Annotated in this window: 11 protein-coding genes; all 11 read left to right on the forward strand. The window is 64.3% G+C overall.

The annotated features are described in order from the left end of the window. Positions 1–3: 3 nt before the first annotated feature. The 11 genes from VGK27_11330 to glpX all read left to right on the forward strand — a co-directional run bounded on the left by VGK27_11330 (position 4) and on the right by glpX (position 14,758). Positions 4–936 carry an aspartate carbamoyltransferase catalytic subunit gene (locus tag VGK27_11330; GenBank protein HEY3490696.1) on the forward strand — a complete coding sequence of 311 codons (933 nt, stop codon included), beginning with the start codon at positions 4–6 and terminating at the stop codon, positions 934–936. Continuing rightward, positions 923–2,227 (forward strand): dihydroorotase, encoded by a 1,305-nt coding sequence (locus tag VGK27_11335; GenBank protein HEY3490697.1) that lies wholly within the window; start codon positions 923–925, stop codon positions 2,225–2,227. Before VGK27_11330 ends, VGK27_11335 begins: the two co-directional genes overlap by 14 nt. Continuing rightward, positions 2,220–3,368, forward strand: a complete 1,149-nt coding sequence (gene carA / locus VGK27_11340; protein HEY3490698.1) for a glutamine-hydrolyzing carbamoyl-phosphate synthase small subunit — start codon at positions 2,220–2,222, stop codon at positions 3,366–3,368. Before VGK27_11335 ends, carA begins: the two co-directional genes overlap by 8 nt. A gap of 16 nt (positions 3,369–3,384) precedes the next feature. Next, a complete protein-coding gene (locus VGK27_11345) occupies positions 3,385–4,275 on the forward strand; it encodes a radical SAM protein (GenBank protein HEY3490699.1) in 891 nt (296 codons plus the stop codon). Beyond that, positions 4,276–7,527, forward strand: a complete 3,252-nt coding sequence (gene carB / locus VGK27_11350) for a carbamoyl-phosphate synthase large subunit (GenBank protein ID HEY3490700.1) — start codon at positions 4,276–4,278, stop codon at positions 7,525–7,527. An 8-nt stretch (positions 7,528–7,535) separates the two neighbouring features. Beyond that, the gene (recG, locus tag VGK27_11355; GenBank protein ID HEY3490701.1) at positions 7,536–9,620 is read left to right on the forward strand and encodes an ATP-dependent DNA helicase RecG; all 2,085 of its coding nucleotides are present in this window, start codon (positions 7,536–7,538) and stop codon (positions 9,618–9,620) included. A 93-nt stretch (positions 9,621–9,713) separates the two neighbouring features. Beyond that, complete coding sequence (locus VGK27_11360; GenBank protein HEY3490702.1) at positions 9,714–11,057, forward strand: homoserine dehydrogenase; 1,344 nt, start codon at positions 9,714–9,716, stop codon at positions 11,055–11,057. A gap of 21 nt (positions 11,058–11,078) precedes the next feature. Further along, positions 11,079–12,134, forward strand: coding sequence for a threonine synthase (gene thrC / locus VGK27_11365; GenBank protein ID HEY3490703.1), 1,056 nt, complete (start codon positions 11,079–11,081; stop codon positions 12,132–12,134). 18 nt (positions 12,135–12,152) lie between these two features. Further along, positions 12,153–13,361, forward strand: a complete 1,209-nt coding sequence (locus tag VGK27_11370; protein HEY3490704.1) for a cofactor-independent phosphoglycerate mutase — start codon at positions 12,153–12,155, stop codon at positions 13,359–13,361. 13 nt (positions 13,362–13,374) lie between these two features. Continuing rightward, positions 13,375–13,824, forward strand: a complete 450-nt coding sequence (locus VGK27_11375; GenBank protein ID HEY3490705.1) for a thioesterase family protein — start codon at positions 13,375–13,377, stop codon at positions 13,822–13,824. Further along, positions 13,802–14,758: a class II fructose-bisphosphatase gene (glpX, locus tag VGK27_11380; protein HEY3490706.1), complete on the forward strand. Its 957-nt coding sequence runs from the start codon at positions 13,802–13,804 to the stop codon at positions 14,756–14,758. Before VGK27_11375 ends, glpX begins: the two co-directional genes overlap by 23 nt. Positions 14,759–14,931: the final 173 nt, after the last annotated feature.

Raw genomic sequence — 14,931 nt, forward strand, 5'->3', positions numbered from 1 at the left:
GCGATGGAATGGAAACGGAAGCACGTACTGGGGCTTTCCGATTTCAGCCCCGAAGAGATGGAATTCGTCGTCGACACCGCGAGATCCATGGAAGAGGTGCTGACCCGCGACATCAAGAAGGTACCCGCGCTTCGCGGCAAGACCGTGGTCAATCTGTTCTTCGAGGCAAGCACCCGCACCCGCACCTCTTTCGAGATCGCCGGAAAGCGTCTTTCCGCCGACGTGGTCAATTTTACCTCGTCGTCGTCCAGCACGACCAAAGGGGAGACGCTGCTCGATACTGCGCGGAACATCGAGGCGATGAAGCCCAGCGTTTTGGTCGTCCGCCACTCGGCCTCGGGCGCGGCGCAGTTCCTTTCGAGGAACGTCTCATGCTCGGTCGTCAACGCGGGGGACGGCGCCAACGAACATCCCTCACAAGGGCTGCTCGACCTCTACACGATCCTCAAGGCCAAGGGGAAGATCGCAGGGCTCAAGATCGCGATCGTGGGCGACATCCTCCACAGCCGCGTGGTGGGATCCGACCTCCACTCACTCGGGCGGATGGGAGCCGACCTGTGGCTCTGCGGTCCCGCGACCATGGTCCCCCGATCGCTCGAGAAAACGGGGGCGCACGTCACCTGGAACATGCGCGAGGCGGTCAAGGATGCCGACGTCGTCATCATGTTGCGCATCCAGCTCGAACGCCAGAAAAGTCCCTGGTTCCCGTCGTTGAGAGAATATTCCCGCAACTTCGGGCTCAACCGGGCCATCTTTTCCCTGGCGAAGGACGACGCGATCATCATGCATCCGGGGCCCATTAACCGCGGGGTCGAGTTGACCGATGAGCTGGCCGACTGCCCGCAGTCCTCGGTACTCGACCAGGTGGCTTCCGGCGTGGCCGTCCGGATGGCGCTTCTTTATCTTCTGGCCGGAGGAAGCCATGCTGCTCATTAAAGGGGGGCGGGTCATCGATCCCGCGAACGGCCGCGACGAGATCGGCAGCATCCTGGTCGACGGCGGATCCGTTTCCGCCTTCTATCCCGCGGGCACCGAGCCGTCGAAATTTGACGGGCGGGTTGTCGACGCCGCGGGGAAATGGATCGTCCCCGGCCTCGTCGACATGCACGTCCACCTGCGCGACCCGGGATTCGAGTGGAAAGAGGACATCCGCACCGGTACAGCCGCCGCGATCGCCGGAGGCTTCACTTCGGTCGCCTGCATGGCCAACACCAGCCCGGTCAACGACCACCCCGAGGTGACCCGGAGCATCCTCGATCGGGCGTGCGAAAGCGGGTCGGCCGATGTTTTCCCCGTTGCGGCGGTCACGCACGGCCTCGAAGGCAAGGAGATGGTCAATTTCTCCGAGCTGGCCGAGGCGGGTGCCGTGGCCTTTTCCGACGACGGCAGGCCGGTCGAGAATGCGCTCATGATGCGCCGCGCGCTCGAATACGCCAAGGGATTCGACTACCTGATCCTGTCCCACAGCGAAGACAAGTCGCTCTGCGAGAACGGCGCCGCCAACGAGGGCGACATGGCGCTGCGGCTCGGGCTGCCCGGCATTCCGGCCGAGGCCGAGGAGGTCGCCATCGCGCGCGACATCCTGCTGTCCAAGCTTACCGGGGCTCGGCTGCACATCCAGCACATCAGCACCAAGACCGGCGTCTGGCTCCTCCGGATGGCCAAGAATCAGGGGCTGCGCGTGACGGGTGAGAGCGCGCCGCACTACTTCACGTTGACCGACGCGGCCATCGACGGCTACAACACCGATGCCAAGATGAATCCCCCCCTTCGGGGCGAAGAAGACCGCCTGGCCATCGTCGAGGGGCTCGCCGACGGCACGATCGACGCCATCGCGACCGACCATGCCCCGCACGACGCATACGTCAAGCGGTGCCAGTTCATCGAAGCCGCCAACGGCATCATCGGGCTCCAGACGGCGCTCCCGCTCTCGCTGGCGCTGGTGCGCGACGGGAAGCTGTCGCCGTCGCAGCTTGTGGGGCTCCTGAGCGCCAATCCCGCCGCTATTCTTCGTCTCGACGGGAAGGGCACGCTTTCCGAGGGGGCCGACGCCGACGTGACGCTGGTCGATCCGGAGGCCGAGTGGGAATTTACGGCGGAAGAGATTCTTTCGAAGTCGAAGAACAGCCCGTTCCTGGGCTGGAGGCTCAAGGGGCGCGCGGCGCTGGTGGTCAGGGCCGGGCGCGTCGCATATTCGAACATGACGGGGGTTTCGGTTGATGTCTGAACGCAAGGCGATTCTGGCTCTGGCCGACGGCACGGTGTTCCGCGGCACGGGCTTCGGATATGAAGGCATGGCCGGGGGCGAGGTGGTCTTCAACACCGCGATGTCGGGCTACCAGGAAGTGCTGACCGATCCGTCCTATAAAGGGCAGATGGTCACGATGACCTATCCCGAGATCGGCAACACGGGGATCAATCCCGATGACGTCGAATCCACGCGGCCCTGGATCGAGGGATTCATCGTCCGGGAAGCGTGGGGGACTCCCTCCAGCTGGCGGCACGTCGAATCACTCGACGGCTACCTGCGCCGTTACCATGTCTGCGGGATCTCTGGGATCGACACGCGCATGCTGACGCGTTTGCTCCGCGACAAGGGATCGCAGATGGCGGTCATCTCGATGACCGATCTCGACGAGGCCCGGATGGTCGCGAAGGCGCAGTCGCTGCCCTCCATCGTGGGGCGCGACCTGGTGAGCGAAGTGTCCACCGATGTCGAGCACCACTGGCAGATCGGCGACTGGGAGCTCGACAAGGGATACCTGCCGGCCTCGGTCTATCACGCCCGATTCGGCCGCGTGCCCAAGATCGTCGCGATCGACTGCGGCATCAAGCAGAACATCCTCCGGATGCTCGTGACGCACGGGTTCGACGTCACCGTGGTTCCCGCCTCGACCTCCGCCGAATCGATCCTTTCCCGCAATTTCGATGGCGTTTTCCTGTCCAACGGGCCCGGCGATCCCGAAGGGGTGCCGGCCACGGTCGAGACCGTCCGCAGGCTGGTGGGCAAGCTGCCGATGTTCGGAATCTGCCTCGGCCACCAGATCATGGGACTCGCGCTCGGCGCCCGCACCTACAAACTCAAGTTCGGCCATCACGGCAGCAACCAGCCGGTCAAGGACCTGGCCACGGGCAAGGTCGAGATCACGAGCCAGAACCACAACTTCGCGGTAGACGCGGCCTCGCTGGGCGATCGCGCCAAGGTCACGCACCTCAACCTCAACGACCAGACGGTCGAAGGGTTCTCGGTCCCTTCGATGCGCTGCTTCTCGGTGCAGTATCATCCGGAAGCGTCTCCCGGGCCGCACGATTCGCGCTACCTGTTCGACCGCTTCTACCGGTTCCTGCTGGGCGAGGGAACGATCTGACGGAGCAGTGCTGCAAGTGTTGACGGCGATGGAACTTTGGGAACGGCACCGCCGCGCAAGGTTGTCGTATTCGGCGTGCGACCTTTGTCCCCGCGAATGCGGGGTCGACCGCACCCAAGGCGCGGAAGGTTTCTGCCGGCAGGGCGCGCTGGCGAAGGTCGCCGCGGTTTCGATCCATCACGGCGAGGAGCCTCCGATCTCCGGACGCGGCGGGTCGGGAACGGTCTTTTACAGCGGCTGCAACATGGGCTGCCTCTTTTGCCAGAACTTTCCGATCAGCCAACTCGGCGCCGGGCGGGAGACGACGGTGGGAGAGCTCGGCGACCGTCTTTTGGGACTTCAGCGGAAAGGGGCGCACAACGTCAACTTCGTGACCCCGACGCCCCATGTGCCGCACCTGATCGGCGCCGTGGCGCATGCGCGCGACAACGGATTCGGGCTGCCGGTGGTCTACAACACCAACGGCTACGATTCGCTCAGAGGGCTGGCGCTGCTCGACGGGGTAGTCGACATCTACCTGCCCGATGTCAAGTACCGGTCAGAAGCGCTGGCCGCAGAGGCGTCAGGCACCGGCGATTACGCGGTCCACAACGAGGCGGCCGTCCGTGAGATGGTTCGCCAGGTGGGGATGCTCGAAACCGGGCCCGAAGGCATCGCGACCCGCGGGGTGCTCATCCGTCACCTCGTCCTGCCGGGCCGGATCGAGGAAACCGAATCGGTGCTCGCGTTCATTCGCGAGGCGTTCGGTCCCGATATGCCGCTGTCGCTGATGGGACAATATTTCCCGGCCTGGAAGGCGCACGAGCGCGCCGGCTACAACCGGAAGCTGACCGAAGCGGAATACGAACAGGCCGTCGGCTTCGCCGAACGGCTCGAAATGATCAACGTCTTCATACAGGAGCTCTAGTTGCCAAAGCGTACCGACATCCAGAAGATCATGCTTATCGGCTCCGGCCCGATCATCATCGGGCAGGGTTGCGAGTTCGACTACTCGGGCACCCAGGCGTGCAAGGCGCTGAAAGAGGAGGGCTACACGGTCATCCTCGTCAACAGCAACCCGGCGACGATCATGACCGACACCGATTTCGCCGACCGGACCTACGTCGAGCCGATCACGCCCGAGATGGTCGCGAAGATCATCGAGCGCGAACGCCCCGATGCGCTGCTCCCCACGATCGGCGGGCAGACCGGCCTCAACATCGCCGTCGCTCTCTACGAGATGGGCGTCCTCCAAAAGTACGGCGTCGAGCTGATCGGCGCAAACTTCGAGGCCATCCAGAAGGCAGAGGATCGCAACCTGTTCCGCATCGCGATGGAGAAGCTCGGCCTCAAGGTCCCCCGGTCGTCCTACATCACGACGCTCGAAGAGGCGCTCGCCGCGATCGGACAGATCGGCTACCCGGCCATCATCCGGCCGTCGTTCACGCTGGGCGGCACCGGCGCCGGAATCGCCTATAACCGAGAAGAGTACGAAGAAGGCGTTCGTTGGGCGCTCGACGCCTCGCCCAAGCGCACCGTGCTCATCGAGCAGTCGGTCATCGGCTGGAAGGAATTCGAGCTCGAGGTGATGCGCGATCTCAAGGACAACGTCGTCATCATCTGCTCGATCGAGAACCTCGACCCGATGGGCGTGCACACGGGAGACTCGATCACCGTGGCGCCTGCGCAGACGCTGACCGACAAGGAATACCAGATCCTTCGAAACGCTTCGCTTCGGATCATCCGCGAGATCGGCGTCGACACGGGCGGCAGCAACATCCAGTTTGCGATCAATCCCGACAATGGCGAACTCGTCGTCATCGAGATGAACCCGCGCGTCTCGCGTTCCTCGGCGCTCGCCTCGAAAGCCACCGGCTTCCCGATCGCCAAGATCGCAGCCAAGCTGGCGGTCGGATACACGCTCGACGAGATCCCAAACGACATCACGCGCGTGACGCCGGCTTCCTTCGAGCCGACGATCGACTACGTCGTCACCAAGATCCCGCGCTTCACGTTCGAGAAATTTCCGCAGACCGAGGACGCGCTCGGCACCCAGATGAAGTCGGTCGGCGAAGTCATGGCCATCGGCCGCACGTTCAAGGAATCGGTCCAGAAGGCGCTCCGCTCGCTCGAGATCGGGATCAACGGCTTCGACGAGCTGCTCCCCGCCGGAACCCCCGAGGCCCGCAAAAAACTGCTCAACGAGAAGATCCGGAAGCCCAACTCCCAGCGGCTGCTTTACGTCGCGGAGGCGATGCGGGAAGGATGGACGATCGGCGACATATACCGAGCGTCGTGGATCGATCCCTGGTTCCTCGAGAACATCCGGCAGATCCTCGATGAGGAGACGTCGATCCGGGCGCTTGCGCCCGCTTTCAACGCCGAATCCGCTGCCGGCGCGCTTACCGGCGAGACGGCCGCGCGGCTTCGCCACGCCAAGGAATACGGGTTCGGCGACCGGCGGCTGGCGATATTGATGGGGACCGACGAGGATACGGTGCGCAAGTCACGGCTCGCCGCAGGGATCCGCCCGGCCTACAAGCGGGTCGACACCTGCGGGGCCGAGTTCGAGGCGCAGACCCCCTACATGTATTCGACCTACGATCAGGAAGACGAGTGCGCGCCGACCGACCGGAAGAAGATCATCATCCTGGGCGGCGGTCCCAACCGGATCGGGCAGGGGATCGAGTTCGACTACTGTTGCGTCCACGGCGTTTTCGCCCTTGAAGAGGAAGGGTTCGAGACGATCATGGTCAACTGCAACCCAGAGACGGTCTCGACCGACTATGACACCTCCGACCGGCTCTACTTCGAACCGCTCACCAAGGAGGATGTGCTGTCGATCATCGCGGCCGAAAACCCGGTGGGCGTCATCGTCCAGTTCGGCGGGCAGACCCCGCTCAAGCTGGCGGTGCCGCTTGAACAGGCCGGTGTGAACATCCTTGGCACCAGCCCGGACAGCATCGACCGTGCCGAGGACCGCGAGCGATTCACCGAATTGCTCGATAAGCTCGGTCTTCGCCAGCCTCCGAACGGAACGGCCCGGTCCATCGAGGAGGCCGTCGCCATCGCCAACCGGATCACATACCCGGTGCTGCTGCGCCCTTCCTACGTGCTCGGCGGTCGGGCGATGGAGATCGTCAACGACGAGGAGGGGCTCGTTCGCTACCTCACGAGTGCGGTGCAGGCCTCCGAGAAGCGCCCTGTCCTGGTCGACAAGTTCCTTGACGATGCGATCGAGATCGACGTCGACGCGATCTCCGACGGGAAAGACGTCGTGATCGGCGGCATCATGGAGCACATCGAGGAAGCGGGGGTCCATTCGGGCGATTCGGCCTGCTCGCTCCCGCCGCATTCGATCTCCGACGCGCTCGTCGCCGAGATCGCGCGGCAGACGAAGGCGATGGCGATGGAGCTTTCCGTCGTCGGTCTGATGAACGTCCAGTTCGCCATCCGGAAGGGCGAGATCTACATCCTCGAGGTCAACCCGCGCGCTTCCCGCACCGTGCCCTTCGTCAGCAAGGCGATCGGCGTTCCGCTCGCGAAGATCGCAGCGAAAGTCATGTCCGGCCGGAAATTGCGCGACCTCGGGTTCACCGAGACCGTGGTCCCGAGTCACATCAGCGTCAAGGAAGCCGTGTTCCCCTTCATTAAATTCCCGGGCGTGGACACGCTGCTGGGGCCCGAGATGAAGTCGACCGGCGAGGTCATGGGGATCGATCTGACCTTCGGGGCGGCGTTCGCCAAGGCGCAGATGGCAGCGGGCATGGTCCTCCCGACCGCAGGAACGGTTTTCGTCAGCGTCCGGGACGAAGACAAGGAAGGCGTGCTGTCCGCCGCCCGGACGCTGCACGACTCCGGGTTCCGCATCGTCGCCACGGGCGGGACGGCCGAGTTCCTTGATCGCAACGGGATTCCCGCGCAGACGGTGCTCAAGATCACCGAAGGCCGCCCCCACGTCGCCGACCTCATCAAGAACGGCGAAATCGCACTCGTGATCAACACACCCGTCGGTGCGCAGTCGAAGGCCGACTCCTACTACATTCGTCGGACGGCGCTGGTCTACGGCATCCCGTATTTCACGACGATGGCCGCGGCCAAGGCCGCATCGCAGGCGATTCTCGACCTGATCCGGGCGGATCTGACGGTCCGGAGCCTGCAGGAGTACCACGCGAAGTAGTCGCGGCCATGGACTCCCCTTCGATACAGTTCATCAAGGGGGTCGGGCCGAAGATCGCCGAGCGCCTGGCGGAACGGGGGATCGCCTCCGTCCGCGAGGCGCTCTTCTTTTTTCCGAGATCCTACGAGGATCGTCGCCGTGTCGTGCCCCTCTTTTCCCTGTCGGCCGGCATGTCCGCCTGTGTGAAGGGCCGCGTCGTCGACGTGCGGGGCGGCAAGGGCGGGTTCGGACGGAACCGTGTGCTCGACGTCATGATCGCCGACGGAACGGGTCGCCTGTCGCTCAAGTGGTTCCGCTACAATCCCGCGCTCGTCGACCGGTTTCCGATCGGCGCCGAGCTGCTCCTGTGCGGAACCGTTCGTGCATTCGCCGCGCACATCGAGATGCACCATCCCGAGATCCTGGGGCACGACGTCACGGCCGATCCGTTCGGGTTCGGCCGGATCGTTCCTGTATATCCAGAGATCGACGGGGTTCCCGTCCGGCTGCTCCGGAAAATCATGTGGGAAATCGTCCAGCATCACGCGAAGGATGTGCGGGAATTCTTCCCCCGGTGGATCCTCGACGAGGCCGGCGTGCCCTCCATCCAGGAATCGGTCGCCACGCTGCACTTTCCGCCCGCCGAAGCCGATATCGGTCAACTCCTGTCCTTTTCCTCCCCCGCTCAGCAGCGCCTCGTCTTTGGCGAACTCTTCTTCATCCAGTGGGTCATGGCGCGTCGCCGGTCCGGCCTGGCGCGCGAGAACGCCCCGCCGCTCCCGTGGGATCGCGAGATCGTCTCCGAGATCAAGCGTCGGCTTCCCTTCGAGCTGACCAACGCCCAGCGCCGCGTGGTCAACGAGATCCTGAAGGACATGACGCAAGCGCACCCGATGCATCGGCTGCTCCAGGGCGACGTCGGCAGCGGGAAAACGATCGTCGCGTGGATCGCCGCGATGGTCGCCTGGAAGAACGGGGCCCAAGCCGCGCTGATGGCCCCGACCGAGATCCTGGCCGAGCAGCATTACCAGCGCTTCGTCCAGCTCTGCGAGGGGCTGCCTCTCGAAATCGTGCTGCTGACCTCCTCGGTCTCGGGAAAGGCACGCGAACGTGCCAGGGCGGCGATCCGGGAAGGGCGGGCGAACATCGTGGTGGGGACGCACGCCATCATCCAGGAGGGCGTCGACTTCCAGAATCTCGCGCTGGGGATCATCGACGAGCAGCATCGATTCGGGGTGATGCAGCGGGCGGCGTTGCGCGGGAAGGCCGTCGCGTCCCCCCACCTTCTGGTGATGACGGCGACTCCGATTCCGCGAACGCTCGCGATGACGCTGTATGGGGACCTCGACGTTTCCGTCATCGACGAGATGCCGCCGGGACGTACGCCGATCCGGACTCGCGTGCTCGCCGAGTCCGAGCGGCGGATCGCGTGGGACGCCGTGCGGCGGGAGATCGATGAAGGAGGCCGCATTTACGTCGTCCTTCCGCTGGTGGAGGAATCCGAAAAAATGGCGTTGCGCGACGCGGTCAAGACCGCCGAGTCGGTTCGCGTCGCTTTTCCCGCGATCGGGGTCGGGCTTCTGCACGGACGAATGAAGCCGGACGAGAAAGAGGCCGTCATGCGGAGGTTCAAGCAGGGGGACGATCGCATCCTCGTCTCGACCACGGTGGTCGAGGTCGGCGTCGACGTCCCCGAGGCCACGATGATGATCGTCGAGCATGCCGACCGGTTCGGGCTGTCGCAGCTTCACCAGTTGCGCGGGCGCGTCGGCCGCGGACAAAAGGCGTCGTCTTGCTACCTGATGGTTTCCGAAGGAGGCGGTGGCGCCGACACCCGTGCGCGTCTTTCGGTGATGGAAAAGACGCAGGACGGCTTCCGGATCGCCGAGGAAGACCTCAAGATCCGAGGCCCCGGCGATTTCTCGGGGATCCGTCAGTCGGGCATCCCCGACCTCGTCTTCTCCGACATCGTGCGTGATGCCAGGATGCTGATCCGCTCCCGGGAGATCGCAGCGAAGGTCGCCGAACGCGATCCAGGGCTGGACGACCCGTCCCATTCCTCCCTACGGGCCTGGATCGCCGGGAAGGAAGCGGCGCAATCGCCGACGGATTGACGGGTCGTCGCATTCCCCTCTGAAATTGACGGATCAGCCGAGAGACATTAGGATAAATCTCTTACCCAATCGAAAAAACGAGAAGGAATCATCATGGCAGAAACTGCGCAGGGAAGCAGCACGCGCACAAGCGAAATAGGGGTCGGAATCGTCGGCTGCGGAACCGTCGGAACCGGGACGGCCAAGCTCCTGCTCGACAATGCCGAGCTCATCCGCCGGCGAATCGGCCTCCCTGTCCGCATCGTCCGGATCGCAGACGTCGACCTCGACCGGGACCGTGGGCTCGACCTTCCACCCGGCGTGTTCACCCGAGATGCGATGTCCGTCGTGCGCGACCCCGCCATCCAGATCGTCGTTGAGCTGATCGGCGGAACCGGCATCGCGAAGGAAGTCATCCTCGAAGCGGTTCGCAACGGTAAATCGGTCGTGACGGCCAACAAGGCGCTGCTTGCCCAGCACGGGCCCGAGATTTGCGCCGCCGTTTCAGCCGCCGGCGTCGACCTTGGTTTCGAGGCCAGCGTCGGAGGCGGAATCCCGATCATCCGCGCCATGCGCGAAGGGCTGGCCGCCAACAACATCCAGGGCATCTTCGGCATCATCAACGGCACCTGCAACTACATCCTCACGAGGATGAGCGAAGAGGGCAAGGAATTCGCCGATGTCCTCGCCGACGCACAGAAGATCGGGCTCGCAGAGGCGGACCCGTCCTTCGACGTCGACGGGATCGATTCCGCCCACAAGCTGGCCATCCTGGTCTGGCTCGCCACCGGGCGCACGGTTCCGCTCAAGGAGATCTATGTCGAAGGCATCCGCGACATCTCGGCGGTCGACATCGCGTTCGCAAAGGAATTCGGGTACACGATCAAGCTGCTCGCGATCGCCAAGGAGAACGGGAGCGGCATCGAGGTGCGCGTCCATCCGACGATGATCCCGTCGCACTATCTGCTGGCCACCGTCGGGGGCGCCAACAACGCCATCTACGTCAAGGGAGACTTCGTCGGGTCGTCCATGTTCTACGGGCAGGGCGCCGGCATGCTCCCCACGGCGTCGGCCGTGGTCAGCGACATCCTCGACATCGGCCGAAACCTGTGCAACGGCACGCTCGGCCGTATTCCCCCGAGCGGATTCCGGGAGCCAGACCCCTCCGCAGCGGTCGGGCTTGCGCCGTTTTCCGAGGTGAAGTCCGAGTACTATCTTCGGTTCCAGGTGGTCGACAAGCCCGGTGTCCTGTCCCGGATCGCCGGCATCCTCGGGGACCACGCGATCAGCATCTCCACCGTTCTCCAGAAGGGCCGCGAGGAAGAGAATTCGGTCCCGATCTTCATCGTGACGCATCACGCGAAAGAGAGCGATATGCGCGCCGCGCTCGACGAGACCGACCGCCTGCCGTTCGTACTCGATCGCACCCGCATGATCCGGATCGAAAACAACCTTTAATCCGAAAGAGGTAGCCATACGATGCATTGGGAAGGGGTCATCCGCCATTACCAGGAATTCCTGTCGCCGGTTCCCGACGACTGCGTGGTCACACTGCTCGAGGGCAACACGCCGCTCGTCCCCGCGCCTTCGCTGGCCAAGGCGATCGCACCCGGCACCGCGATCTTCCTGAAGTACGAGGGGCTCAACCCCACGGGGTCGTTCAAGGACCGCGGCATGACGATGGCCGTCTCGATGGCCAAGGCGTCCGGTTCCAACTCGGTCATCTGCGCTTCAACCGGCAACACGTCGGCCGCCGCCTCGGCCTACGCGGCGCGCGCCGGCATGAAGGCATTCGTGCTGATTCCCGAAGGCAAGATCGCGCTAGGGAAGCTCTCACAGGCGATGATCCACGGCGCCCAGGTGCTCCAGATCCTCGGCAACTTCGACGATGCGCTGACGTTGGTGCGGGAAGTCTCAGAGAAATATCCGGTCACGCTGGTCAACTCGGTCAACCCGTACAGGATCGAAGGACAGAAGAGCGGCGCCTTCGAAGTCTGCGACGCGCTGGGCGACGCCCCCACTTTCCATGTGTTGCCGGTCGGGAACGCCGGGAACATCACCGCCTACTGGGCCGGCTACAAGGCCTACCATGCCGCCGGGAAATCGGCGCATCTGCCGCGCATGCTCGGATGGCAGGCCGAGGGTTCCGCCCCGATCGTCCGCGGTCATGCGATCGCCAAGCCCGAGACCGTGGCCACCGCCATCCGGATCGGGAATCCGGCCTCCTGGAAGAGCGCCGAAGCCGCGCGCGACGAATCGGGCGGCTCGATCGGCATGGTCAGCGACGCCGAGATCCTCGAAGCCTACAAGATGGTGGCAGAGACCGAAGGCGTCTTCTGCGAGCCCGCTTCCGCCGCCTCGATCGCCGGCGTGATAAAATCGTCTAAACAGGGTGTTTTTTCGAAAGGCGACGTGATCGTCTGCACCCTGACCGGCCACGGCCTCAAGGATCCCGACAACGCGATCGCGCAGTCCGTTCCCCCGGTGACGCTGCCGCCCAACATGGCCGACGTCGTCCGCGTGCTCGGTTTCTAAACAGAGGAGAGGCCCATATTGACGCGAAAATATCTCATCCTGATCGGCGACGGCATGGCCGACTGGCCCATCGAGTCGCTCGGGGGCAAGACCCCGCTCGAGGCGGCCAGCAAGCCGAACATGGACTTCATGGCGCAGCAGGGAGCGCTCGGCATGGTCCAGGTGGTTCCGGTCGACATGTACCCGGGGAGCGACGTCTCCAACCTCAGCATCATCGGGTACGACCCTCGCGAGGTCTACACGGGCCGGTCGCCGCTCGAGGCCGCCTCCATCGGCGTCAAGCTGGCAGCCGACGACGTGGCGGTCCGTTGCAACATCGTCACGATCGAGGGCGAGGGGGCCGACTCCGAGATGTACGATTTCTCGGGGGGGCACATCAGCACGTCCGACGCCGCCGAGCTGCTGCTTGCGCTCAAGGAAGCCGCCAGGGAGAAGGGCGTTTCCTTTTACACGGGCGTCAGTTACCGACACCTGATGGTCTGGCCCGGCGGAAGCGATGCCATGACCACCACGCCGCCGCACGACATCCACGGGAAGAAGATCACCGAGTATCTTCCCACGGGGGAAGGCGCTGATCTTTTTCTCGAGCTGATGGCCATCTCGCGGGAAATCTTCCCGTCCCACCCGATCAATGTCCGGCGGCGCGCCGAAGGGAAAAAGGAAGCCAACGCCATCTGGCTCTGGGGGCAGGGCAAGGCGCCCCGCATGCCGACCTTCCAGGAAAAATTCGGGTTGACGGGCGCGGTGGTCGCGGCGGTCGACCTCATCAAGGGCATCGGCATCTACGCCGGTCTCGATGTCATCGAGGTCCCCGGCGCCACCGGCTATATAGACACGAATTTCCGCGGCAAGGCCGAATACGCCCTCAAGGCACTCGAGACGAAGGACTTCGTGCTGATCCACGTCGAGGCGCCCGACGAGGCCGGCCACAACGGAAGCGCTCCCGATAAGGTGCGTTCCATCGAGCGGATCGACGCCGAGATGCTCACGCCCATCCTCGAACGCGCCAAGGTGGGCGACCTTTGCGTGCTCGTCCTGCCCGATCACCCCACACCCGTCAAGATCCGCACGCACGCCCAGGAGCCCGTTCCCTTCGTGTATTACCCGGCGCCGCCGTCGATGCAGGAAGCCAGGGGCGCGCGTTACACCGAGGCCGAGGCGAAGGCGACCGGCTTGTTTGTCGAGACCGGCACGGGGCTGATCGGCCACCTGCTCTCGTCTCTCTAGGATCCTTGCGGCCATGGAAAAAGTCGCCACGGTCCGGGTCATCTTCGGAGATACCGATGCGATGGGAATCGTGTATTACGGTCATTATCTGCGCTGGTTCGAGGTCGGCCGCGCGGAGCTGATGCGCCGCAAAGGGTTCGCCTACCGGGAGATGACCGAAGCCGACGTGCATCTGCCCGTGATCGAATCCCATGCCGTCTATCGGTCTCCTGCCCGCTACGACGACATCCTCGACATTTATGCCGAGGTTCGGGAAGTGCGAGGGGTCCGTCTTTGTTTCGGCTACCGTATCGCCCGTGGCGATGACGGGAAGACGATGGTCGAAGGGTACACCGTCCACGCCTTCACGGATTCGAGTGGGAGGGTCGTGCGACCCTCCGAACGGTACCGATCGATGTTCATCGAAAACGATGTGACCCGTCATGGGGGAGGGGATACGCTTGGATCGCAATCTGGCGCTTGAGGTTGTCCGAGTGACCGAGGCTGCGGCACTTGCCGCGGCCCGCTGCATGGGGCGCGGCGACAACGTCGCGGCAGACCAGGCCGCCGTGACCGCGATGCGCAAGGCGCTGGGGGACGTCCAGTTCAAGGGGCGCGTCGTCATCGGGGAGGGCGAGCGCGACGAGGCGCCGATGCTCTACATCGGCGAAGAGGTTGGGGCCGCCGAGAACCCGCGCGTCGACATCGCCGTCGATCCGCTCGAAGGTACCTCAATCGTCGCGACCGGCGGAAACAACGCGCTGGCCGTCATCGCCATCGCCGAGGAGGGCGGGTTCCTGCACGCGCCCGACACCTACATGCAGAAGATCGCGGTGGGGCCCGATGCCAAGGGCGTGATCGACATCACGGCAACCCCCACCGAGAATCTTCGCCGGATCGCGAAGGCCAAGAACAAGTACGTCGAGGACCTTTGCGTCGTCATTCTCGATCGTCCCCGCCACAAGGATCTGATCGAGGAGGTTCGCGCGGCCGGCGCCCGCATCAAGCTGATCGGCGACGGGGATGTCGCCGGCGCCATCGCCACGTCGACGCCCGACACCGGCGTCGACGTCCTCATGGGACTCGGCGGGGCGCCCGAAGGCGTGCTCGCCGCGGCAGCCCTCAAGTGCCTGGGCGGCGACTTCCAGGGCATCCTCAAGTTCCGCAACCGGGAAGAGGCCGAGCGGGCCAAGGCGATGGGGATCGACGATCCCTCGAAGATCTACGCGCTCGACGACCTGGCCCGCAGCCACGTGATGTTTGCGGCGACCGGCGTCACCTTCGGCGACTTTCTGCGCGGGGTCCGATTTTCGAGCGGCGGCGCCAAGACGGAATCGATCGTCATGCGCTCCCGGTCCCGGACGGTCCGTTTCATCGAAACGGCCCACCATTTCGAATTCAAGCCTAATTACGACTAAGGGGGGTCGCGTCATCGCTACCGGCAGGATCGAGATCGACTTCGAGCGGTGCAAGGCGTGCGAACTTTGCGTTCCCGCCTGCCCGAAAAATTGCATCGAGACAGGCAAGTCATTCAACAAGCAGGGTTATCAGGTCGTCGTGTTCGCCCGTCCCGACGACTGCACGGGGTGCG

The organism is Candidatus Deferrimicrobiaceae bacterium (genome assembly GCA_036504035.1).
GTDB lineage: Bacteria > Desulfobacterota > Deferrimicrobia > Deferrimicrobiales > Deferrimicrobiaceae > JANXPS01.